Below are 18,798 nucleotides of genomic sequence, written 5' to 3' on the forward strand. Positions count from 1 at the left end.
AGCACTGTCTGAGACGCAGTCAGGTTATTTCACTTCCACCACGTTCAGGCGCAGTTCATCGAATTGCGCATCCTCTTCCTCTGGCTGCCAGCCAGCAGGCTGCATCGGGATCTCTTCGCGGTCAAACGCCAGATCCCCGCCGTTCACCACCTCTGAACCGTGGTTAATCCCTTTGAAATCGAACAGTTCAACATCGGCGAGGTGCGAAGGCACCACGTTCTGCATGGCGCTGAACATGGTTTCAATGCGACCCGGATAGCGTTTATCCCAGTCACGCAGCATGTCGCCAATGACCTGACGTTGCAGGTTCGGCTGTGAACCGCACAGATTGCACGGAATGATAGGGAAGGCTTTGGCCTGAGAGAAACGCTCAATGTCTTTCTCGCGACAGTAGGCGAGTGGGCGGATCACGATGTGTTTGCCGTCGTCACTCATCAGCTTCGGTGGCATTCCCTTCATTTTGCCGCCGTAAAACATATTCAAAAACAGCGTTTGCAGAATGTCGTCCCGGTGATGACCAAGCGCAATCTTGGTGGCGCCCAGTTCGGTTGCGGTGCGGTACAGAATGCCGCGACGCAAACGTGAGCAAAGCGAGCAGGTCGTTTTGCCCTCAGGGATCTTCTCTTTTACAATGCCGTAGGTATTCTCTTCTACGATTTTGTACTCAACGCCCAGGTTCTCAAGGTACTCCGGCAGGATATGTTCCGGGAATCCTGGCTGTTTCTGATCGAGGTTAACCGCGACCAGGGAAAAGTTCACCGGTGCGCTTTGCTGTAGATTGCGCAGGATCTCCAGCATGGTGTAGCTGTCTTTACCGCCCGATAGGCAGACCATGATGCGATCGCCTTCTTCAATCATGTTGAAGTCTGCAATGGCTTCGCCCACGTTACGGCGCAGTCGCTTTTGCAGTTTATTCAGGTTGTATTGCTCTTTCTTTGTATTTGATTGATTTTCTTGCATTTATTACTACCTTCGGAGCCAATAGGGGCATAATAGGGGCAAAAATTTTTCAGCGTGCCAGCTTATCGTTAAGCATCAGCACCTGTTCGCCATTCATTTCTTCAATCCACGCACCGTAGACTTCATAAACCATTTGCGCGTTTTCATGCCCCATCTGGCTGGCTATGAAAGACGGGTTAGCGCCGGCAGATAAAAGCCAGCAGGCAAAAGTATGCCGCGTATGGTACGGATTCCGGCGGCGAATACCAGCACGTTTTACAGCTGCGTTGTATCTCGCACCGATGCACGATAAAGAGTAGTAGGCTTTCTGCTCTCCTTTGCGCATCCGGGGTATGAAAACGAATCGCAGGCTTTGATTTTCCACTGCGCCATACTCGCGATGATTAAAGACAATTTCGGTTTTAGGCTGTAGTGCCGTCAGCTTGCGCTGTGCTTTCAAGGCTTCAAGTGCCGGCTCTAATAGGGTGATAACCCGGTTACCTGCTTCGGTTTTTGGTGGGCCGAACATGCCCAACGCATTAAGATTTCGCTTTATATGGGCTGTACCTTTTTCCCAGTCAATATCTTCCCAGGCAAGAGCTGCGAGCTCTCCATGACGGACGCCAGTATATACTGCGAACGTCCACATATTCAGGCTTTGGCCACGCTCGGATTCCGCAAGCAAACTAAACTCCTGCTTCGTTAAAGGATCCGGTTTTACTTTCCCTTTGTGTAGTTTCTTGATGCCTTCAAAGGGTTTGCCACTGATAAAGCCTGATTTGTGTGCAAACCGAAGCAGGGAGCACAGTAGCGATATATAGTTGTTCACGGTACGCACAGTGCGTCCCTGTTTATTGCTTCTGGGATTTGCCAGGTAAAGTGTCTCACCGTTCAACAGCTCCTTCCTGTATTTCAGAATGTCGCTGTGGCGTATAGTTGAAACAGGCGTATCTCCGTTGATGATGTGCATTAACGTACCGAGTTGTGAGCGCGTCTTACGCATCGTGTTCGCGCTAATTTCGGTTTCTTTAATGCTCGTCCACAGTTCACACAGCTCTGAAAAGGTTTGAACTGAAACAGTGGTTACGGTTTTTTTTGCTCTGGAAGATGAAGGAAAACGCTGGTTGTAATCAAACTCTCCAAGGTTGATCTCACTAACGATCACAGCCCGAAGATTCCCGGCTTTTTTGATGTTTGCCGGGGTGTTAATCCAACCTTTGAGAATTTCGCGGCAACGCTTTCCCCGGTACATAAACCAGATACAAATCTTATTGTTTCTGATTTCGACACTTGTAGGCAAAGCTGCCATCTTACGCATCCCTTATTAACTGATTAATTCTCGGATAGTTATACCAGGTTGTGCCACGCAAGGTTTTTTCTCCAGAAGGAGAAACCCGTTTAAAATGGATACCTTCCACCCAACAGCCCTGGCGATACTTCTCAATCTGTCGTTCGGTCAGGCCTGTTTTTTCTGTGAGCCTTGCGCCAACAACCCACTCTTCATTGAAAATGACCTGTGCCATAGATGACTCCTGGCAACCGGCGTGAGTATACCCACGTCTGTTGCGTCGTGTTGATTAATCGAAATCAGGCAAAAAGAAGCCCGGCGCAGGGCCGGGCTAGAGGGATAACTGAGCGGTGCGTTCGCACCCTATAAATAGTTAATTACTGGCTAATAATGGCCTTAAGGAAGTTTGTCTGGCAACGGTTCTCTTTCATGGGTTTTTAAAAATACTTGAGCATCCCTATACATTTCGCGGAGAACGTCAAGTTCATATGCTTCTTTAATTTTTTTTAATGCTTGCGCTGAACCTATTTCGCCATTAATTGAAGGACGCAATTGGCGGGTAAAGACTTCTCTTAAAGATGCTTTTTCACTTTCTGTGACATTCGAATTTGCGATGGCTTGTTTGGCATAGTAGCAAGCAGTGGCGAGTTCGATGAGCTTTTCGCTTTTCTCAATGACATAAGAGTCCTCACCAACACATTTATTACACCATTCTGCAAGTTTATATAGCTCGTCCAGTATTCGTGATTTTTCGCTTTCTTTTGTGCTTAATTCAATAGTTCTTTTTGCCTGAAAGGCTGTGTAAGCAGCAAAAATTGCTGAACCAACACCTCCTATTGATGCAATCAAATTAATATAGTCACTATGACTCCAGCTCATTTCATCTCCTTAAGTTAAATCTTTGCTTAAATGGTGGCCGTTCACATCAACTCGGTAATGAGCTGAGCCACTATGATATGACAGACTTAATCTTCCACCATTTTTAACGTTTTTGATACTCGCTAAATATAACGAGTGAAAATTACTCATGAATATGGCAGGCAATTTTTTTGTGGGGTTATCCTCCTTTTTGCCTGTTCTTAATCTCAATAAAATTCTGGCACTCGGCGCACGTCTTGCAGCCGGGAACGGCAGCGCGCCGAGGTTCGGGAATTGGTTCGTCGCATTCTTCACAACGCTCAGCCGATACGGCGTTACGGTCGATGCGGTGGGCGGAAAGGGCGGAGTTACGCTGAAACTCTTCAATCTCTGCTGCGGTATCGATGATGTCGGCCATGGTCAATGCTCCCGGAAATGTCGGTTAATTCGGTTGAATGTGAACGCCAGCAATAAAAAAGGAGCCTTAAGCTCCCTGGTGATTAGTGCCATCATGCGGCGCGCTCCCGTTTTTGTTTAGCGGCTGGGTTTATCCAGAGGCATTCAGTGCGGACCTTCGTTCCTCGACCTGCTCTTATGCGTGAGGTTTTTTTTGTTTTCACCCAGCCGTTACCAATGAAGGGAAGGCACAGCGTGCCAACCCTGATGTCGTAGTGAGTGTGAGTCATAGGATGGACTCCATTTCGTCGATGTAGAGGCCCTGAGCTATCAGGCGGCTACGGCGGGCGGCGCGAGCAATGCACTCCTGCCGTCTGCCTTCCTGCGATTGCTCTATAGCGCGCTGGGTGAACAGGCGCGATTTACCTTGCGGCGTTACGACCTTTGGTTTTGTTACCAGGTTGAAAGTCCGGTCGCAGATGCCGTCCTCGTTGATCCATTTTTCCGACTCAACGATCTGCGCTATCTGCCCGGTACCGCAGGTAATGCCATTGGCGACCCGGTTGAACTCGATGAGCGTTACGCCAAACTTCTCAGCAATTTCGCTGCCGGTTACCGGACGGCCCCGCGTCTGAATCATCCAGATAACGCGTTCACGGAGGCCAGAGAATTGCCCGGTGCGCCCGGGCCTGCGGTAGAAGGGTGTGCGTTTCATGCTGCACGCTCTGTGATTTTCTGAATTTCAGATGCCAGATCTGCAAGGAAGCTCTTAACCTCAGACTCGATTTCCCGGTCGCTGAAGTTGTAACGCAAGTTATTACCATCCCTGAAATCGGGGATAGCAAAATCACCTCTAAAACCATCCCTGAAAACGGGGATAACCATCCCCAAAAACAGGGAGAGGTATCCCTGAAAACAGGGAACACCAAAGACATTCTTCCAAAGACAAATATAAAACTTAATACCCGCTCTAATCCCCCAAGGGGGAAGGGCAAGTTTGATCCGCTCGGTGTTTACGTTCCTGACTGGCTAAACCAAACCGCCTGGCAGGAATGGGTTGCTTACCGCAAACAGTCTGGCAAGCCGATCAAAACAGAGCTGACCGTCACGAAGGCATTCAAGCTGCTGAAAGAGTGCCTGGAAGACGGACACAATCCGGTCGACGTGATCAATACCAGTATTGCGAACGGTTACCAGGGACTTTTTAAGCCGAAGTTCGCTGTCAAACCAGCCGCCAAGCAGGATCTGGACTTCAACAACACAGACTGGGCCAACGGGGTGATTCGATGAAATCTCTTGCAGAGCAGATGCGTAACCACGACCGCGAGCAGATGAGCCGTATGGCCCATAACCTGCCAGAGCAGTACCAGGAGCGTGCGCCGGTAGAGCAGGTGGCTCAGGTATTCAACAAGCTGTTCAACGAGCTGCGCGCCGCGTTCCCGGCCAGCATGGCGAACTTCCGCAGTCAGGACGACCTGAACGAATTCCGCCGTCAGTGGTTGCTGGCGTTTCAGGAGAACGGGATCCACTCCATGGCTCAGGTCGATGCCGGTATGCGCATTGCCCGCCGCCAGGATCGCCCATTCCTGCCGTCGCCGGGCCAGTTCGTCGCCTGGTGCAAGCAGAGTGGCGGCGCGTTGGGCATCATTGTTGACCAGGTGATCGCCGAGTACTGGGACTGGCGTAACCGCTCGTTCGAATTCACCTCCAGCGAGCAATTCCCCTGGTCGCAGCCGGTCATGTACCACATCTGCGTGGAACTTCGTCACCGCAGCACAGAGCGCCAGTTAACGCATGGTGAGCTGGCGCGCAAGGCGAGTGATCTACTGGACATGTGGGAGAAGCGCGTCATCGCGGGTAAGCCAGTTCCGCCGGTGCGCCGGGCGATTGCAGCACCGGTTGCCGAACACGGACCTACGCCGATCCAGCTGCTCCAGGCGAAGTACAACCGCAACAAGTCGAACGGGATGGTGTGAGATGAAAGGCAAACAGGCAATTCTGCGTTATCTCGAAACTCACCGGACCTTCACTTCGAAGAACGTGGCCACAGAGTGTGGCATGACCATAAACTGCATCATGAAGAACGCCATCGATCCGAGCGGGCCCGCAAGACAAGATAGTGCGTTAGAGCAAGGTCTAGCGAACGGTGACTTATCGCCTGGCGACACCGGAAGAGCAGGCCGTACCGCGCGCAGCTACACCAACGGAATATTTCAGGACTGCCCCACAGTCAGAATATGGAGATAATTTTGTTGCTTTATGGCTAAAAGTTTGGCTTCTTAATGCCAATAATGCTTATAACTGTTAATGATATTGTGTCCGCCGCGATCAATGCGGCGGTATAATACTTGGAAATCACGATTGTTGATTACTATTGTAATTATTAATGTTTAGTACTTCATTACTGACTTTTAGAGCTTCGGACATTGTGTTGGAAATGTCACTGACGTTTTTACCGACTCCATTACCCATATGGAGCATGTAAAGTTGATGCACAAGTAATTTAAGGTCTTTACTTTCATTTCTTAGATTGTCATTTGCAGTAGTTAGTATTGAAATACGCTGGCTGACAGATTGAATATCCTTCAAATTTTCACTTAGCTTAGCAAGTTCTTCAGCCTTTGTAAGTATTTCATCTTCTAACTTAGTTAAGTTAATGCTAGCTGACTCAATTTTCTGAGTGATTGATTCATTTTCAGAGCTTAGTCTATCATTAGCTTTTTGCGTATTTTCTATCGTGGCTGAAAGGGTGTCAAAGGCTGACTGAAGGTCTTCGATATTTCTTTCGGCTGTGATACTCTTAGCCCTGCTTTCATCTTGCTTAGCTTTTATTTCTAATTCGGTGGATAATTTTTTATTTTCATAGATCACTTCTGCTTCAATTGTATCTGATTTCGCTTTCAGTTGGGTCTGAGTTAGAATCTCATTGTTTTCTATTTTTTTATTAATGGCTGATTTGTGTATGAAATCCAGGCCGATGGATATGTAAGGACTCAAGCAAACTAAGAAAATTGTTGAAACTAATGGAAGCCAGATAGTAGTGGCGTGAGGCATGTCATAAATGAAAATAGTATTGCTGGGCATTGACTTTATATAATCAATACGATCAATTATATTCTTTTTTGAATATATTAGAATGGAAATTCTATCCCAGTTAAAAATACACCAAGAAGTTAGATATGCAAAGAAAATAGGATTGTTGAACCTATCGGAAATGGCGGTTTTGAATTGTTTTGCTCCTGATAATAATGAGATTTTTTCGTTTTGTGATGTAGGGACCGAATCTTTTGAAATGTCGTTGCTCATATCATCTCTTAATGTGATCATAAGTTACTAATTTGACTGCGTATTTATACATCTGTATCGATTAACTAACAAGCACTTTCTTTATTAAGTCATTTCCCTTTTTATAACTATGAAATCTCCTAAATCATTGATTGAAGATACTATTTTAATTAAATCGAATAGCTTCTGCTATATCAGGAGGTTACCGTCGGATGCATCAGCGATGATTCCGCATGGGCAGGTGCCGGTACCGTTAGAGCCGATAGAATACATGATCGTCAATGGGTTCGAGTCAGAGCCAGAAGAGAGCTTTAGCGATGCGGAGGTGTGGGAAGAATACGAATCCATAAGTGGATGCCAGCAGGCGGCGCATCGGGCGAAGCTGTGCTGGGCTGCGATGATTAAAACCGCGCCTAAGTATGATGCAAACAAACAATTAAGCTGTCCAATATGATAGAGAGAAGAGGCGGCATTGCGCCGCCTCATGTAAACGGCAATTAAATTTTCTTACCAGTAAACTGATGATTTTCTCTTTTGCCTTGTGATGGCAAGTCAAAGAAGAGATAGTTTCGCTCGGCAAACTCTGTAATGCCAACCTTCGCAAAATTTTGCTGTGCGTATGAGAACCCCTGATTGAGGATGTTGACGATACCTTGAGTTGTTGCCCTGGTATCCTCAGATAGAGAGTACTGCGCTATCTTTGGATTTCCTGCTTGATTGGTAAGGTTTACATCCAGATACACTCTGGTAAAGCCATTTGGCGTAACCCCCGTTGATACAGAAAACGAATTTACTGTATATTTAGCCATGCGAACTCCTTTTTACAGTTTTTATATATTCCAACACATCAATCTACTCTTTGATTTTCAAGAATCAAGCAGCCAAAATAATGTTATCGGAGTCTGAACAACTCCGGTGACTTCTGCGCATTTAAGGGGACTTAAATGCGACCACAATCTGAACTCCTCACCTTGTCACAGATGCAGAAATGCACCTGCGATTTTCTGCATTCTGCGTTACCTCTCGGAGGTTGCGTATGAGTATAAAATTCTACCTCCGCGACGAGCAGGGTCGCCGCAACCTCATCGACTACATCAACAAGCAGCCTGTAAACGCAGATTTCCCCCTTGTGGTGAATTATGCTGATCCTAAGCGCACCCTTCCTCAGAATTCACTATTCCACGCGCTTTGCGGCGACCTGGCAAAGCATCGCATCCAGTGGGCTGGCTTTGCGTGGTCACTTTCGTCATGGAAATCAATTCTGGTTTCCGGTCACTCCATTGCCACTGGCGGGCAGGGGAAGGTTATTGCCGGGCTTGAGGGAGAGTTGGTGGCAATTCGCGAAAGCACCTCATTGATGGGAATCAAGCGGATGAACAGTCTAATTGAGTACACCCAGGCTTTCGCCGTCAGCCAGAACATACAGCTTCGCGATGTCCGTTATCGTGGCGATTACTTTGGGAGGCTTGCATGAATAACCCTCTCGCACGCGTCATCACAAACGAAATCTTCCGCGTTCCGGCGCGCCGCCAGCGTAAGCCTGCGGTTAAGCCGTCCGACATCCCGACTTTCAAGGACTACACCGCCCGCCTGGTGGATCAGAAATGGCTGCGTCTCGCGGCACGGAGGGCGCATGGCTAAGTTACCGCGCCGCAAGTGCGCCCATAAAGCTTGTCGCCAGTGGTTCCACCCGGTACTCGAAGGGCAAGTTGTTTGCAGCGTCGAATGCGCCAGCGCGATCGGCAAAGAACAGACCGCAAAAGCCCGTGAAGCCGCCAAGCAGAAGGAAGCGCAACGTCAGCGCACCGAAGAGAAGGCAGGCCGCCAGCGCCGCAAGGCCAAGCGCGAGTCATTCAAGACTAAAGCCCAGTGGGACAAAGAGGCCCAATCGGCCTTCAATCGCTATATCCGGATCCGGGACGAGGGGAAAGAATGCGTCAGTTGCGGCAATCCACTCATCGGCAAAAGCAATTACCTGACTGGCAGCGCCATTGATGCCAGCCATTACCGTTCCCGCGGCGCTGCATCACACCTCAAATTCAACGTGTTTAACGTCCACTCAGCGTGCACCCGGTGCAATCGTCAATTGAGCGGTAATGCCGTCGAGTATCGTATTCGGCTGATTGAGCGTATTGGCTTGGAGCGCGTCGAACGTCTTGAATCAGACAACGAGCCGCGCCTGTTCGATATCCCATACCTTCAGCGCATCAAATCCATTTTCACACGTAAAGCCCGCGCACTGGAAAAACGCCGGGCCCGCCGACAGGAGGCCGCATGAACCTTACAGACTTCCTCCTGTACCAGGCAGAAAGCGTTAAGCGCGCCAACATGCCACCAGTAGCAAAGCACTGCCAGACCAAAACCAATCAGCCACATAAGGAAGCCGCATGAACAATCAGCAATTGGAATACGTACGTCAGCAGCTCATTGTGGCGACCGCAGACCTGAGCGGGGCGACGAAAGGGCAGCTGGTAGCTTTCGCCGAGAACGCGCAATTCACCGCGACGGCGCGCAGCCGGGGCCGAAAGAAGGTATTCGACAAGGATAAGCAGCGTATGGTCAACCCGGACGGCCCGCCGATGAGTGGCAGTCAGTCCCGCGCCAAGGGCTCATCCATCGCACTGGTTGGCCCGGTGGAGTTCGGCACAGCATCATGGCGCCGCGCTGTCCTGTCACTGGAAGGGCACCAGAAATCATGGCTGCTGTGGAACTACAGCGAGAACACCCGCTTTGAGTATCAGGTGGCGATCACCCAGTGGGCATGGGCTGAGTTCCGAGAGCAGCTCGGCGCGAAGAAGGTGGCGGGCAAGACGATGGAGCGCCTGAAGAAGCTTATCTGGCTGGCGGCGCAGGACGTCAAATCGGAGCTGTCAGGGCGTGAGACGTACGAATATCAGGCGCTGGCGGCACTGGTGGGCGTGGCGAAATCCACCTGGACAGAGACGTATCTTCATCACTGGCAGGCAATGCGCAACAGCTTTAACCGACTCGATAGCGGTGCGCTTATCTCTGTAAAGCGATCGCGTTCACAACAAAAGGCGACAAATTCGCACGTAAGTCTTGCAAAACCGAACTGAAACGCATATATTTCATGTAAATCTGATATCTTCGCCATAGCTTCGTAGCTCGACAAAGAATTAAGAGCCTCGCCATCGCGCGGGGCTTTTTATTTGAACAAAAGAGATATCCCAAGCTTTACCAAGAAGACGAATATAGCGATATCGATAATCATGTGAATAATTCGATCCACTATGTCCGGATTCTTATTAATTCTGTACCTGCCACGTCTACGTCTGCCCATTTTTATCTCCTTTTAGGAGTGTATCGGCAGGGATGTGAAGAAACTTTATTCAAAGGCTCACTTATGTGGGCCTTTTTTAATTCAGGCTCCGGGAACCATCAACGACACGCCTACTTGTTAAATCGTCCCGAGGGCCTGATCCCTTTTAAACACACAGCACCCGCTAACTACGCGAGGTGAGAGCATGTATCGCATGGAAAAAATAACCACTGGTGCTGCCTATGGCGCTTCAGCCGGGAGCATCCTAAACGGCATGCTTAATGCCTACAGCCCCGAGCAATGGAACGCTATCGGCGTGCTGGTGGGTATCATCATTGCCGTACTGACGTATCTGACGAATCTCTATTTCAAGATCCGCGAAGACAACCGCCGCAGCAGGAGCCGAGATGAACCCGACACTCAGGAATAAGCTGGTGGGTGCCATTGTTGGCGGATCCGGAGCAATCACCATTGCAGCAATAATGCTGGGCAATGCTGATGGGCTGGAAGGGCGTCGCTATTACGCCTATCAGGATGTGGTCGGCGTCTGGACCGTTTGTGATGGGCACACCGGTGCCGACATTCGCCGCGGTCACCGCTACACCGATAAAGAATGTGACGCTTTGCTGCAATCCGACTTGCGCAAGGTTGCTTCAGCTATCGACCCGCTAATAAAGGTCCATGTTCCCGAAACCACTCGTGCCGCACTTTACTCTTTCACCTACAACGTGGGAGCTGGAGCGTTTAGCAGATCGACGCTGCTGAAAAAGTTAAATTCCGGCGACGTTCTGGGTGCATGCAAAGAACTGCAGCGCTGGACATATGCCGGTAGCAAGCAGTGGAAGGGGCTGATCACCCGACGCGAGATTGAGCGTGAAGTTTGCGAGTGGGGTCAGAAATGAGCCGTTTAACAGCAATCATCTGCGCTGTCATTATCTGCCTGCTGGTTTGCATGGCCTGGGCGATTAACCACTACCGCGACAACGCAATCACCTACAAAGACCAGCGCGATAAAGCTACCGAACAACTGACCCTGGCGAACGCCACCATCAAAGACATGCAGACTCGCCAGCGAGATGTCGCTGCGCTGGATGCCAAATACACGAAGGAATTAGCTGATGCGAAATCTCAGCTTGAAGTTCTGCAGCGTTGCGTTAACTCTGGTAAGTGTGGGCTGCACGTCAACGCCAGATGTCCCGCGAACGGAACGACCGGCGCCAGCGGCATGGGCGATGCTACCGGCCCCCGACTTACTGACTCCGCTGAACGGGATTATTTCACCCTCAGAGAGCGAATCGTCACAGTGACAAAGCAGGTCGGCTATTTGCAGGACTACATCAAAGATCAGTGCTTGAATTGATGGGATAAAGTAAAATCATCTCGAAAATTTTGAGGTGATTATGGAAGATAAACAAATTGCTTTAGAGGCCATGTTGGCAGCGAAGGATTCTGCACATTGGGCGTGGTGGACAATGGCTGCCACCATATTCAGTGTTTTGATTTCCTTGGGTACATTGGGTATGGCTTTCGGTGCATTGGATACCTGGCGTCAGCAGGAGATGTTAAAGCTTAAAATGGAATTTAAGCGGTCTATCCTTGAATTGAGTTATTCTCTTGGGAATATGCCCAGAAGTTGGTCATATATTCAGGTCAATCAGGCTCGAGCAAGGTTAAATGTTTCGCCAGAGTTGGCAAATCGGGCTGATGATGATGCTCAAATTTATATCAATAAAATAGCTCTCCAAAAGGCTTTCAATGAGTCGATGAAAGCGTGGATTATGTGTGAGCATCTATTGGCAGAAACAGAAGTCGAGCATCTATGGAGTAAATTTCAAAGGGAGTTTCGGCCTTACATTATGAGGGGGGGAGAAACCTATCCTCTTTCTGTTATTCTTGAGTCGTTAAATGATAAATTAAAAGTTTTATAACCATAACCGCCTACGGGCGGTTTTTTATTGCGATCACCATGGGTAGTCTCATCGTAATGGCAATATCACAACAAGCGGATAAAGAGGCCTCAATGTCCGACATCTACCAAATCACGCTAACCACCCAAACAGGCGAAACCTTCACGGGCAAGATGTCACGACGTCAGCCTGAATTGGTTAACGGATTTGTACCGCTGGCGACCGAAACGGGAGAGTGGCTGTATTTTGCTCCGGCCGATGTGAAGCGCGTACAGTTCACGCCAGTACCGGAAGAGCAGACCGAACAGCCATCAGAACAAACAACGGAGTAACGAATGAGCAACCCGGACTGGTGGCGATCAGAATAGCGTACCTGTCCGGAGCAGCAGAAGTGACGAATGGTTAAAAAAACTATTTATAATTTGCAATCTTCTCTGATATAGCCTCAGCATCATTTAAAATTTGCACCATCTCTTTTAATGCATCTTGAGTATAACCATCCTTTGACAAAATCGACTTTTCATGTAAGTCACATACCAAGGCAAACAGGTAAGCATGATACTTAACAATATACTCTACTAAACCATTGTCTAGCATGCCAATTTTTTGAACGTTAGCTCTGTAAACAGGATTGAAATTGTCATGGATAAAAACGCTAAACTCAACAGTATCCTGATTGTTAGCAATCATTTCTTGTAGCGTATCTTCCAGCGTCTTTTTATATCGCCGAACCTGTAACAGATGGGAGAGTGTTTTAACTTCAGCGATTAATCCGTTCTCAAGAGCTTTGGCCTCAGCTCTTCGTGAAAGAATATCTTTTACAATATTCCAAAGTCCTGTTAAACACGCACCGATCAGTGCGCTGGTTCCAACTGTTAACCAGAATGATGTTCCCATGTAAGCCTCGTTGCTTGTCGGTGATTCACATTTTTTACAACGATACATCCGCCCAATCTTTGGCGCAACGGAGTGGAAATGCAAAACGATGACGAGCGCAGGCCATACCCGCCAGTTAAATTCATCGACTCCGACAACTGGCAGCCTTACACGTACGACTGGTACAAAAACGGACACCTCCTCTCAGCCGTAGAGCCGACCATCCATTTCACTGCCGAACTGGCTGATGCGGGGAGCTATGCAGTCATTGTTACTGGCTCTCAGGGTCTAATCATCAAATCAACCGTGATGGTTCTGACAGTCATTCCTGCAGGAGCGAATGGCTGAAAGATAGAGCTTCATTTGATTATCTCGTGGATTGTAACGGGTAGTGGCAAAAGAAATTCCCAAAAAGGTTTTTCCTGATATGTCCTCCCCTCCCAATACATATTAAGTATTTCGGCATAAACCAAATTTGTTTTGTCGTTTGAAAGAATAGACATGTCACCGCGATGAATGTTTTTGCTTTCAGTTGACACCCTGTAAATAGTGGCATCTGGGAATTCGGTGAGTAGCTGTTTCCGAAATAGCTGGGCGTTTTCAAGACAGTCCCATGCGAATATGCATTCATATCTCGATGGGCGTGAGTTGTGAAACGACCGGCGAAATAGCTCAAGAGCAAAGTCTATTGCGACATTCTTATGCCCTGCTGGAACTGGCGCTGCAAAGTATCGATGCCCGTGCGGAGACAGCCCTAGAGGTGCAATCATATCAATGATTTTCGAAAACTGGGGTGGGATAGAGTCAGGTTTTGTTAGTTCGATAACATCCCCGTCTTTATATTTATTAACTCTGTCTACTCGGTAAAAGGTTGTCATTTGATTACTTCCTAAGAGGGATTTATGGCGCTCACTGACAAACAAGAGATGTTCTGTCGCGAGTACCTCATCGATTTAAACGCCACGCAAGCGGCTATTCGGGCGGGGTACAGCGCAAAGACAGCTAACCGCACAGCGTCCGAAAACCTGTCAAAACCTGACATCCAATCCAGAATTGCCGAACTTAAAGCGCAACGCAATTATCTGGTTGGCATAAATGCGATATACGTCCTAAATCGTCTCGTTGAGATAGACCAAAAACGTGGCAGGCGAACTGCCAGAAGGGGAAGTCAATTTGAAGTAGTAAAGCGGTTGGGCCGCCGCCGAAAGGCAGTGCAGCAGTCATGATGCTGCCCCGAGTCGCGTAATAGCGAGCAGGTATAGCATACCGAAGTGAGGGTAAATAAGGGAACATGCTCCGGTAAAGCAGCACGAAGGCCATACGCGCACTGGTTATAAGCGGCGATGAAGCGTCAGCAACTCAAGGGCATGAGTGTGGCCACTGCGAGAGTGTGGCTGGCATTACAGCAGGCATTCACTGAGTGCCTGTGATAATGCTCAACATAGGAGGGATTATGGCAAAGCTAACTGTTACGCTGACGCGTCTCGAAGAGTGGAGAGACGGGATGGTTTACGGGACGGATGTAACTTTTAAGGCTATTCAATCAGGGGTTGTGCTGATTGAAGACAACGTATCGGGTAAGTGTACTGCTCCTTACTGCCACAGCTATGATGTTGAAGCTGGGGCTGGTGATATTGTTATTGAGCACAACCGACCAGACCTTCACCATCTGAGTATTACTGCAAGTCTTGACGGCTAACATTTATTTCATCGCCTGCTTTTAATAGTATGCCTCTGGGTACCCAAAGGAGACATATATGTTTGTTGCAGAAGGATTGAAAGCTGATATTGATAATGACGGCTGGGTTAAAGGCTGGGGGGTAATTCGTAATGCTCCATGGCACCTTGCAGGTGTTTATGCGACGAAAGATGTTGCAGAGACAAAAGCAGGGATGTTGGGTGATGGTTATGAGGCTCGCTACGGCTCCCACAGGCTTGGGAGCGACGACTTTATCTCCTAGCCCGTATCAGTAAGCATAATACTTTGAGCCACTGGCATCCGCTGGTGGCTTTTTTATTGGAGTAAGCAATGGCAAAACCGGACTGGGGCGAGCTTCAGCAACGGTTACTGTCCGAACATGCCGCAACCGGCGTATCACCAAAGGAATGGTGTGAAGCGCAGGGACTGAATTACGCTACCGCCCGTCGATATATCAAAAAACCTACTGCGCAAACTGCGCAAAAACCTGCGCAGAAAAAAATGCGCACTGCGCAGAAAGATAAAAGCGCAAATAAGCTGGTGGATGATGATGGACTTACTGCTCAGCATCGCTTATTTGTCGCTGAGTACCTGAAGGACAACAACGCCACCGCTGCCGCTGCACGTGCTGGCTATAGTGACCCAAACTACGGTCGTCAGCTCATAGCGAATCCTAACGTTGCGCAGGCCATTGCGCAGCAGCAAAAAGCGTCCATTGTGCGCACGCTTGGCAGTGCCGATGAGGTTCTCGCGCAGATGTGGCAGCTCGCCACGTTTGATGCAAACCAGCTTTCACAATATCGCCGCGGCGCCTGTCGTTATTGTTGGGGCTTTGGTCATCACTTCCAGTGGCGGGATGCTGTCGAGTTTGAAGAGAAAAGATTCGAGGCTGTTGAGCGTGACAGACGTGAACCCGAAGATTCCGGCGGCTATGGCTACGACCACAACCGAGAACCAAACCCAGAATGCCCGCGCTGCAACGGTGACGGCATCGGTCAGCCTTATTTCCCTGATACGCGCAAACTTCCGGTAGCTTCCCGTCTCGCTTACTCCGGCGTGAAGGTTGGCAAAAACGGCGTCGAAATTACAGCCATCAGCCGTGAAAGAATGTTCGAAGCGGTAATGAAGCGACTGGCCTGGCCGATAGCGAGTTCGCCCAGCGCCTGCAGCAAATTGAAATCGAACGCCGGCAGCTCGAGGTCGAGAAACTCCGTAAAGAGCTGGCCGGTGATAGTGAGGACGATGAACCGACCCCAGTGCAGATCAATATCAACGTAGTGGATGCGAGGGCAGACGATGGGGATCAGCCCGACACTTAACATTCCTCAGGCGCGCTTCCTCGCGATGCAGCACAAATTCAAAGCCTATGTTGCCGGGTTCGGTTCGGGTAAAACGTGGGCGGGTTGTGGCGGCATCTGCAAAGGGATGTGGGAGCACCCGAAGATTAACCAAGGCTATTTCGCGCCGACGTACCCGCAAATCCGTGACATCTTCTACCCGACGATTGAAGAGGTGGCCTTTGACTGGGGCTTGAGCGTCAAAATCAACGAGGGGAACAAAGAGGTTCACTTCTACGAGGGGCGACGGTACCGGGGCAACAAAGGCAGAAGACGTTCGCACAAACCTCGGTTTGGGGGATAGCAATACTGCTAACTTCGGAAGCCTCGAAATTGGAGCGAAGAAGGCCTCTTCTGCAAGCTTCATTGATTTTCATTTTCTTGGCACTAACGACTATGACGCACGAATTCTTTGCGGTGGGAATTCTGATGGAGGGATGGGGAAAGGTGATTTCACGTTTTATGCTGGAAAATACACTTTCATCGGAGACAGTTTCGAGTTTAGAAACCCTCTCACCTGCCAGAACAGTATAACGGCCTCAGGCAGCATTAACGCAGGCGGCTCACTGAGAGCTGTCACATCATCAAACGTATGGGCTTCCAGCGATACGCAGAACGCCCACGTGTGGTTTTACGGTGCCGGAGGGAATTCATCTCGCGGGGTTATCTATGCTGGCAAGGATGGTTCAATGCGCCTAAGACCTGATAATAATGATAATGGTGGGGCAAATGGCTATAGCTTCACATTCGGAGCTGATGGCAGATTTACCTGCGTTAGTGTAAATCAGACCTCAGATGAACGAGTTAAATTCGACAAAGAGCCCGTCAGCGAGGCTCTGGAGAAGATATGCTCACTGACGGGCTACACGTTCGGCATTCAGCTCACAGAATCGGAGGCGGTACGCAGCGCAGGTATCATAGCCCAGGAACTGGAGCGTGTTCTTCCTGTTGCGGTAAGTTCAGGCGGCACCGGCACAACGCAGAATGGAGAGGAGATTAACGATCTCAAAACGGTGGATTACAGTGCGATGAGCGCCCTTTATGTTGAGGCCATGAAGGAGCTGGCCAACCGGGTAAAAAGTATCGAGAGTGAGCTTGCCGAACTCAAAGCCCAATCCACGATATAATGTATTAGCTCAGACTTGACCTGACAGTTTTATCTGGCAGCACACTATCAAATCTGACAGTCTGCTTTGAGCGAAAAGCTGGCGCGATAAAATACGCCATGATCTATATGATTACTGGAAAATATGGCGCATGGCGAATAATTTATCCGAGATTAGTACCTTGTTAGGCTTTGAAGTTATGCTCAATGCGATTTATAAAATGTTGTATAACAAAATCCTCCAGCTGATTTAACTTATTGTTAACTATATTTGCCAAAGATTTTGTTTCAAACTGCTCAGCAATATATTCATCCTTAATAGTTTGATCCCGACTGGCTATCAGCCAGTAAAACTCTTTATCTTCTGTCAATCCCATGTGAAACTTGATATATATATAGGACATATTCTTATGCTGCGCTAGTATATTGGAAGGATCAAATCTTAGACAGACAGACTTATTCCAAAAAGAATTTTCAGAATATTTTATTTTTAATCCATGATTATTAAGAGAGAACATCATTTCGCTATTGTCATTAAGTACCCTAAATGATCCAATATCTTTTCCAATAAGCATTTCAAATTCTGGAATAAAACTTGATAATTTTTCATTCAAAATATCCATACATTCATTTATTTCATTTAATCTTATGTTTGTTTCAGATTCTTCTCTTTGGGAATCAATGTAGACTTCACTACTTTTTAACTGCGTTGCAAATATACGAAGTGAATCTTTTAGTCCTCTCTTTACTTGATTTTGATTTTCTTCAATATTGTCTATCTCATCGCGAATGTTGCTAACTTGGGAGATAAGCTCAAAAATATCTGGACGTTTACTAGGGTTTTGACTTGTACAAGATGTAACAATACTTTGTACCAAATTAGCATACTCTTTAGACGCATAGAGTTTTAGATGAGTACCAGTTCCGCCCAATGTTTCATAATTATTTGGCGGGTTTTTTCCTGCAAATATTGCCCAAAGAGTTCTGCCTAAACTCCAAATATCTCCTGGTCGATGGTTTGGATCTGGATAAGAACTTGCCCATTCTGGTGGTCGATATCCTTGAGAACCTAAACTTCCATATTGGGGTGTAAGTCGTTCTTCATTACATGTATTTAGCCAAAGAGATAACCCAAAATCAGCAATTACCGGATCATCATTGTGATCAAGTAAAATATTTTGAGGCTTAATATCTCTGACGGCTAGTCCATCTTGATGCAGCTTTTTGATAATCTGTAGAACTTTTAAAAAGGAGTCTAATATATAAACCGCATTATGCTTATGGCTCGCTGAAGTTAAAAACTCACTTCGAAATGTTCCATTCTCGTAGAATGGCATGACATAGAATGGTTTTCCTCCATGTAACCCATGATCTACATATTTAACGCAGCCATCAATTTTTGAGATTCTTTGTACAATCTCGATTTCATTTAAAAAACGCTTATATCTTTCGCCTTCCAAATCATCACTTTTATATAGTTTAAGAGCATAGTCTCCTTCCATAAAGCCAGCTGAAACTTGATAAACATAGCTATTTCCACCTTGTGCAAAGATACATTCACTTTCACAGTTCCACTTATATCTTCCTTCGAATATCATAAAATCTTACCAATTGTTGATTTGATGGGATTAAAAATTAACATTTTAATAACATTTGGGTGTGTTTTGTTTCATCAACCTATTCAGGTATAATGAGAATATTTTATTACAATCAACCATTTATTAACATTTGTCCAGTATTTTATGGCACAGTGCTCATGAGTGTTATCCCATTCCACGCGTTTGTTACCAACTGAAAGAGACTAATAACAAATTGATATTATTGAATT

General features: G+C 47.7%; 26 protein-coding genes and 5 pseudogenes. 20 read left to right on the plus strand and 11 right to left on the minus strand.

Annotated elements, in window-relative coordinates; translation table 11 throughout:
• Positions 1–24: 24 nt before the first annotated feature.
• From ttcA to AC4OVS_RS10510, 6 genes are all read right to left on the minus strand, one after another.
• Positions 25–960 (minus strand): tRNA 2-thiocytidine(32) synthetase TtcA, encoded by a 936-nt coding sequence (gene ttcA / locus AC4OVS_RS10485; RefSeq protein WP_032609308.1) that lies wholly within the window; start codon positions 958–960, stop codon positions 25–27.
• Positions 961–1,009: 49 nt separating this feature from the next.
• The gene (locus AC4OVS_RS10490; RefSeq protein ID WP_491922382.1) at positions 1,010–2,248 is read right to left on the minus strand and encodes an Arm DNA-binding domain-containing protein; all 1,239 of its coding nucleotides are present in this window, start codon (positions 2,246–2,248) and stop codon (positions 1,010–1,012) included.
• 1 nt (position 2,249) lies between these two features.
• Complete coding sequence (xisR, locus tag AC4OVS_RS10495) at positions 2,250–2,462, minus strand: excisionase family protein (protein WP_462825260.1); 213 nt, start codon at positions 2,460–2,462, stop codon at positions 2,250–2,252.
• A gap of 161 nt (positions 2,463–2,623) precedes the next feature.
• Positions 2,624–3,106, minus strand: a complete 483-nt coding sequence (locus tag AC4OVS_RS10500) for a hypothetical protein (RefSeq protein ID WP_324286504.1) — start codon at positions 3,104–3,106, stop codon at positions 2,624–2,626.
• Positions 3,107–3,284: 178 nt separating this feature from the next.
• A complete protein-coding gene (locus AC4OVS_RS10505) occupies positions 3,285–3,503 on the minus strand; it encodes a TraR/DksA family transcriptional regulator (RefSeq protein ID WP_462825261.1) in 219 nt (72 codons plus the stop codon).
• Positions 3,504–3,767: 264 nt separating this feature from the next.
• The gene (locus tag AC4OVS_RS10510; RefSeq protein WP_324286503.1) at positions 3,768–4,196 is read right to left on the minus strand and encodes a regulator; all 429 of its coding nucleotides are present in this window, start codon (positions 4,194–4,196) and stop codon (positions 3,768–3,770) included.
• A gap of 101 nt (positions 4,197–4,297) precedes the next feature.
• On the opposite strand from AC4OVS_RS10510, the pseudogene AC4OVS_RS10515 reads away from it, so the two are divergent.
• From AC4OVS_RS10515 to AC4OVS_RS10525, 3 genes and pseudogenes are all read left to right on the plus strand, one after another.
• Positions 4,298–4,771 (plus strand): annotated as a pseudogene (locus AC4OVS_RS10515) (phage replication initiator YdaU family protein); the annotation flags it as partial.
• Positions 4,768–5,457: a replication protein P gene (locus AC4OVS_RS10520; protein WP_462825262.1), complete on the plus strand. Its 690-nt coding sequence runs from the start codon at positions 4,768–4,770 to the stop codon at positions 5,455–5,457. The pseudogene AC4OVS_RS10515 and the gene AC4OVS_RS10520, both read left to right, overlap by 4 nt.
• A gap of 1 nt (position 5,458) precedes the next feature.
• A pseudogene (locus AC4OVS_RS10525) lies at positions 5,459–5,748 on the plus strand (protein ren).
• 88 nt (positions 5,749–5,836) lie between these two features.
• Here AC4OVS_RS10525 and AC4OVS_RS10530 read toward each other — a convergent pair.
• Positions 5,837–6,787, minus strand: a complete 951-nt coding sequence (locus AC4OVS_RS10530) for a hypothetical protein (RefSeq protein ID WP_324286501.1) — start codon at positions 6,785–6,787, stop codon at positions 5,837–5,839.
• A gap of 109 nt (positions 6,788–6,896) precedes the next feature.
• Here AC4OVS_RS10530 and AC4OVS_RS10535 point away from each other — a divergent pair, with 109 nt between their 5' ends.
• The gene (locus tag AC4OVS_RS10535; protein WP_491922383.1) at positions 6,897–7,220 is read left to right on the plus strand and encodes a hypothetical protein; all 324 of its coding nucleotides are present in this window, start codon (positions 6,897–6,899) and stop codon (positions 7,218–7,220) included.
• 43 nt (positions 7,221–7,263) lie between these two features.
• On the opposite strand, the gene AC4OVS_RS10540 is transcribed toward AC4OVS_RS10535, so the two are convergent.
• Positions 7,264–7,575 carry a hypothetical protein gene (locus tag AC4OVS_RS10540; protein ID WP_215771964.1) on the minus strand — a complete coding sequence of 104 codons (312 nt, stop codon included), beginning with the start codon at positions 7,573–7,575 and terminating at the stop codon, positions 7,264–7,266.
• A 227-nt stretch (positions 7,576–7,802) separates the two neighbouring features.
• Here AC4OVS_RS10540 and AC4OVS_RS10545 point away from each other — a divergent pair, with 227 nt between their 5' ends.
• The 9 genes from AC4OVS_RS10545 to AC4OVS_RS10585 all read left to right on the plus strand — a co-directional run bounded on the left by AC4OVS_RS10545 (position 7,803) and on the right by AC4OVS_RS10585 (position 12,285).
• Entirely contained in the window at positions 7,803–8,240 is a 438-nt protein-coding gene (locus AC4OVS_RS10545; RefSeq protein WP_491922384.1) for a recombination protein NinB, read from the plus strand.
• Positions 8,237–8,407 carry a NinE family protein gene (locus AC4OVS_RS10550; RefSeq protein WP_462825264.1) on the plus strand — a complete coding sequence of 57 codons (171 nt, stop codon included), beginning with the start codon at positions 8,237–8,239 and terminating at the stop codon, positions 8,405–8,407. The genes AC4OVS_RS10545 and AC4OVS_RS10550 overlap by 4 nt, the downstream gene beginning before the upstream one ends.
• Complete coding sequence (locus tag AC4OVS_RS10555; RefSeq protein ID WP_491922385.1) at positions 8,400–9,044, plus strand: recombination protein NinG; 645 nt, start codon at positions 8,400–8,402, stop codon at positions 9,042–9,044. Before AC4OVS_RS10550 ends, AC4OVS_RS10555 begins: the two co-directional genes overlap by 8 nt.
• A gap of 109 nt (positions 9,045–9,153) precedes the next feature.
• Positions 9,154–9,843, plus strand: coding sequence for a bacteriophage antitermination protein Q (locus tag AC4OVS_RS10560; protein ID WP_324286496.1), 690 nt, complete (start codon positions 9,154–9,156; stop codon positions 9,841–9,843).
• A 408-nt stretch (positions 9,844–10,251) separates the two neighbouring features.
• Positions 10,252–10,476 (plus strand): class II holin family protein, encoded by a 225-nt coding sequence (locus AC4OVS_RS10565; RefSeq protein ID WP_001752682.1) that lies wholly within the window; start codon positions 10,252–10,254, stop codon positions 10,474–10,476.
• Positions 10,454–10,948: a lysozyme gene (locus AC4OVS_RS10570; RefSeq protein WP_284955636.1), complete on the plus strand. Its 495-nt coding sequence runs from the start codon at positions 10,454–10,456 to the stop codon at positions 10,946–10,948. The genes AC4OVS_RS10565 and AC4OVS_RS10570 overlap by 23 nt, the downstream gene beginning before the upstream one ends.
• Complete coding sequence (locus AC4OVS_RS10575; protein WP_324286495.1) at positions 10,945–11,406, plus strand: lysis protein; 462 nt, start codon at positions 10,945–10,947, stop codon at positions 11,404–11,406. Before AC4OVS_RS10570 ends, AC4OVS_RS10575 begins: the two co-directional genes overlap by 4 nt.
• 40 nt (positions 11,407–11,446) lie before the next feature.
• The gene (locus AC4OVS_RS10580) at positions 11,447–11,974 is read left to right on the plus strand and encodes a hypothetical protein (protein WP_324286494.1); all 528 of its coding nucleotides are present in this window, start codon (positions 11,447–11,449) and stop codon (positions 11,972–11,974) included.
• 92 nt (positions 11,975–12,066) lie between these two features.
• Positions 12,067–12,285: a hypothetical protein gene (locus AC4OVS_RS10585; protein WP_284955633.1), complete on the plus strand. Its 219-nt coding sequence runs from the start codon at positions 12,067–12,069 to the stop codon at positions 12,283–12,285.
• Positions 12,286–12,364: 79 nt separating this feature from the next.
• Here AC4OVS_RS10585 and AC4OVS_RS10590 read toward each other — a convergent pair whose 3' ends face one another.
• Positions 12,365–12,850 carry a hypothetical protein gene (locus AC4OVS_RS10590; RefSeq protein ID WP_284955632.1) on the minus strand — a complete coding sequence of 162 codons (486 nt, stop codon included), beginning with the start codon at positions 12,848–12,850 and terminating at the stop codon, positions 12,365–12,367.
• Positions 12,851–12,928: 78 nt separating this feature from the next.
• Here AC4OVS_RS10590 and AC4OVS_RS10595 point away from each other — a divergent pair, with 78 nt between their 5' ends.
• Complete coding sequence (locus AC4OVS_RS10595) at positions 12,929–13,177, plus strand: hypothetical protein (RefSeq protein ID WP_324286491.1); 249 nt, start codon at positions 12,929–12,931, stop codon at positions 13,175–13,177.
• Between the two features lie 11 nt (positions 13,178–13,188).
• Here the strand turns inward: AC4OVS_RS10595 and AC4OVS_RS10600 are convergent, their stop codons facing one another.
• Positions 13,189–13,707, minus strand: a complete 519-nt coding sequence (locus tag AC4OVS_RS10600) for a DUF2441 domain-containing protein (RefSeq protein WP_462825266.1) — start codon at positions 13,705–13,707, stop codon at positions 13,189–13,191.
• Between the two features lie 24 nt (positions 13,708–13,731).
• On the opposite strand from AC4OVS_RS10600, the pseudogene AC4OVS_RS10605 reads away from it, so the two are divergent.
• The 6 genes and pseudogenes from AC4OVS_RS10605 to AC4OVS_RS10630 all read left to right on the plus strand — a co-directional run.
• Positions 13,732–13,965: pseudogene (locus AC4OVS_RS10605) on the plus strand (terminase small subunit); the annotation flags it as partial.
• A 317-nt stretch (positions 13,966–14,282) separates the two neighbouring features.
• A complete protein-coding gene (locus tag AC4OVS_RS10610) occupies positions 14,283–14,528 on the plus strand; it encodes a hypothetical protein (protein ID WP_324286489.1) in 246 nt (81 codons plus the stop codon).
• 58 nt (positions 14,529–14,586) lie between these two features.
• Positions 14,587–14,790: a hypothetical protein gene (locus tag AC4OVS_RS10615; RefSeq protein WP_014832159.1), complete on the plus strand. Its 204-nt coding sequence runs from the start codon at positions 14,587–14,589 to the stop codon at positions 14,788–14,790.
• A 68-nt stretch (positions 14,791–14,858) separates the two neighbouring features.
• Positions 14,859–15,847: pseudogene (locus tag AC4OVS_RS10620) on the plus strand (terminase small subunit).
• A pseudogene (locus AC4OVS_RS10625) lies at positions 15,825–16,157 on the plus strand (terminase large subunit domain-containing protein); the annotation flags it as partial. The pseudogenes AC4OVS_RS10620 and AC4OVS_RS10625, both read left to right, overlap by 23 nt.
• Before the next feature lies 1 nt (position 16,158).
• The gene (locus AC4OVS_RS10630; protein WP_462825268.1) at positions 16,159–16,992 is read left to right on the plus strand and encodes a tail fiber domain-containing protein; all 834 of its coding nucleotides are present in this window, start codon (positions 16,159–16,161) and stop codon (positions 16,990–16,992) included.
• A gap of 163 nt (positions 16,993–17,155) precedes the next feature.
• On the opposite strand, the gene AC4OVS_RS10635 is transcribed toward AC4OVS_RS10630, so the two are convergent.
• Positions 17,156–18,568, minus strand: a complete 1,413-nt coding sequence (locus AC4OVS_RS10635; RefSeq protein WP_324286486.1) for a protein kinase domain-containing protein — start codon at positions 18,566–18,568, stop codon at positions 17,156–17,158.
• Positions 18,569–18,798: the final 230 nt, after the last annotated feature.

Source organism: Enterobacter sp. 4974935, assembly GCF_058661735.1.

Coding starts and splice junctions, on each gene's coding strand:
- ttcA (WP_032609308.1), bottom strand. CDS start 960: ATGCAAGAAAATCAATCAAATACAAAGAAAGAGCAATACAACCTGAAT.
- AC4OVS_RS10490 (WP_491922382.1), bottom strand. CDS start 2,248: ATGGCAGCTTTGCCTACAAGTGTCGAAATCAGAAACAATAAGATTTGT.
- xisR (WP_462825260.1), bottom strand. CDS start 2,462: ATGGCACAGGTCATTTTCAATGAAGAGTGGGTTGTTGGCGCAAGGCTC.
- AC4OVS_RS10500 (WP_324286504.1), bottom strand. CDS start 3,106: ATGAGCTGGAGTCATAGTGACTATATTAATTTGATTGCATCAATAGGA.
- AC4OVS_RS10505 (WP_462825261.1), bottom strand. CDS start 3,503: ATGGCCGACATCATCGATACCGCAGCAGAGATTGAAGAGTTTCAGCGT.
- AC4OVS_RS10510 (WP_324286503.1), bottom strand. CDS start 4,196: ATGAAACGCACACCCTTCTACCGCAGGCCCGGGCGCACCGGGCAATTC.
- AC4OVS_RS10520 (WP_462825262.1), top strand. CDS start 4,768: ATGAAATCTCTTGCAGAGCAGATGCGTAACCACGACCGCGAGCAGATG.
- AC4OVS_RS10530 (WP_324286501.1), bottom strand. CDS start 6,787: ATGAGCAACGACATTTCAAAAGATTCGGTCCCTACATCACAAAACGAA.
- AC4OVS_RS10535 (WP_491922383.1), top strand. CDS start 6,897: ATGAAATCTCCTAAATCATTGATTGAAGATACTATTTTAATTAAATCG.
- AC4OVS_RS10540 (WP_215771964.1), bottom strand. CDS start 7,575: ATGGCTAAATATACAGTAAATTCGTTTTCTGTATCAACGGGGGTTACG.
- AC4OVS_RS10545 (WP_491922384.1), top strand. CDS start 7,803: ATGAGTATAAAATTCTACCTCCGCGACGAGCAGGGTCGCCGCAACCTC.
- AC4OVS_RS10550 (WP_462825264.1), top strand. CDS start 8,237: ATGAATAACCCTCTCGCACGCGTCATCACAAACGAAATCTTCCGCGTT.
- AC4OVS_RS10555 (WP_491922385.1), top strand. CDS start 8,400: ATGGCTAAGTTACCGCGCCGCAAGTGCGCCCATAAAGCTTGTCGCCAG.
- AC4OVS_RS10560 (WP_324286496.1), top strand. CDS start 9,154: ATGAACAATCAGCAATTGGAATACGTACGTCAGCAGCTCATTGTGGCG.
- AC4OVS_RS10565 (WP_001752682.1), top strand. CDS start 10,252: ATGTATCGCATGGAAAAAATAACCACTGGTGCTGCCTATGGCGCTTCA.
- AC4OVS_RS10570 (WP_284955636.1), top strand. CDS start 10,454: ATGAACCCGACACTCAGGAATAAGCTGGTGGGTGCCATTGTTGGCGGA.
- AC4OVS_RS10575 (WP_324286495.1), top strand. CDS start 10,945: ATGAGCCGTTTAACAGCAATCATCTGCGCTGTCATTATCTGCCTGCTG.
- AC4OVS_RS10580 (WP_324286494.1), top strand. CDS start 11,447: ATGGAAGATAAACAAATTGCTTTAGAGGCCATGTTGGCAGCGAAGGAT.
- AC4OVS_RS10585 (WP_284955633.1), top strand. CDS start 12,067: ATGTCCGACATCTACCAAATCACGCTAACCACCCAAACAGGCGAAACC.
- AC4OVS_RS10590 (WP_284955632.1), bottom strand. CDS start 12,850: ATGGGAACATCATTCTGGTTAACAGTTGGAACCAGCGCACTGATCGGT.
- AC4OVS_RS10595 (WP_324286491.1), top strand. CDS start 12,929: ATGCAAAACGATGACGAGCGCAGGCCATACCCGCCAGTTAAATTCATC.
- AC4OVS_RS10600 (WP_462825266.1), bottom strand. CDS start 13,707: ATGACAACCTTTTACCGAGTAGACAGAGTTAATAAATATAAAGACGGG.
- AC4OVS_RS10610 (WP_324286489.1), top strand. CDS start 14,283: ATGGCAAAGCTAACTGTTACGCTGACGCGTCTCGAAGAGTGGAGAGAC.
- AC4OVS_RS10615 (WP_014832159.1), top strand. CDS start 14,587: ATGTTTGTTGCAGAAGGATTGAAAGCTGATATTGATAATGACGGCTGG.
- AC4OVS_RS10635 (WP_324286486.1), bottom strand. CDS start 18,568: ATGATATTCGAAGGAAGATATAAGTGGAACTGTGAAAGTGAATGTATC.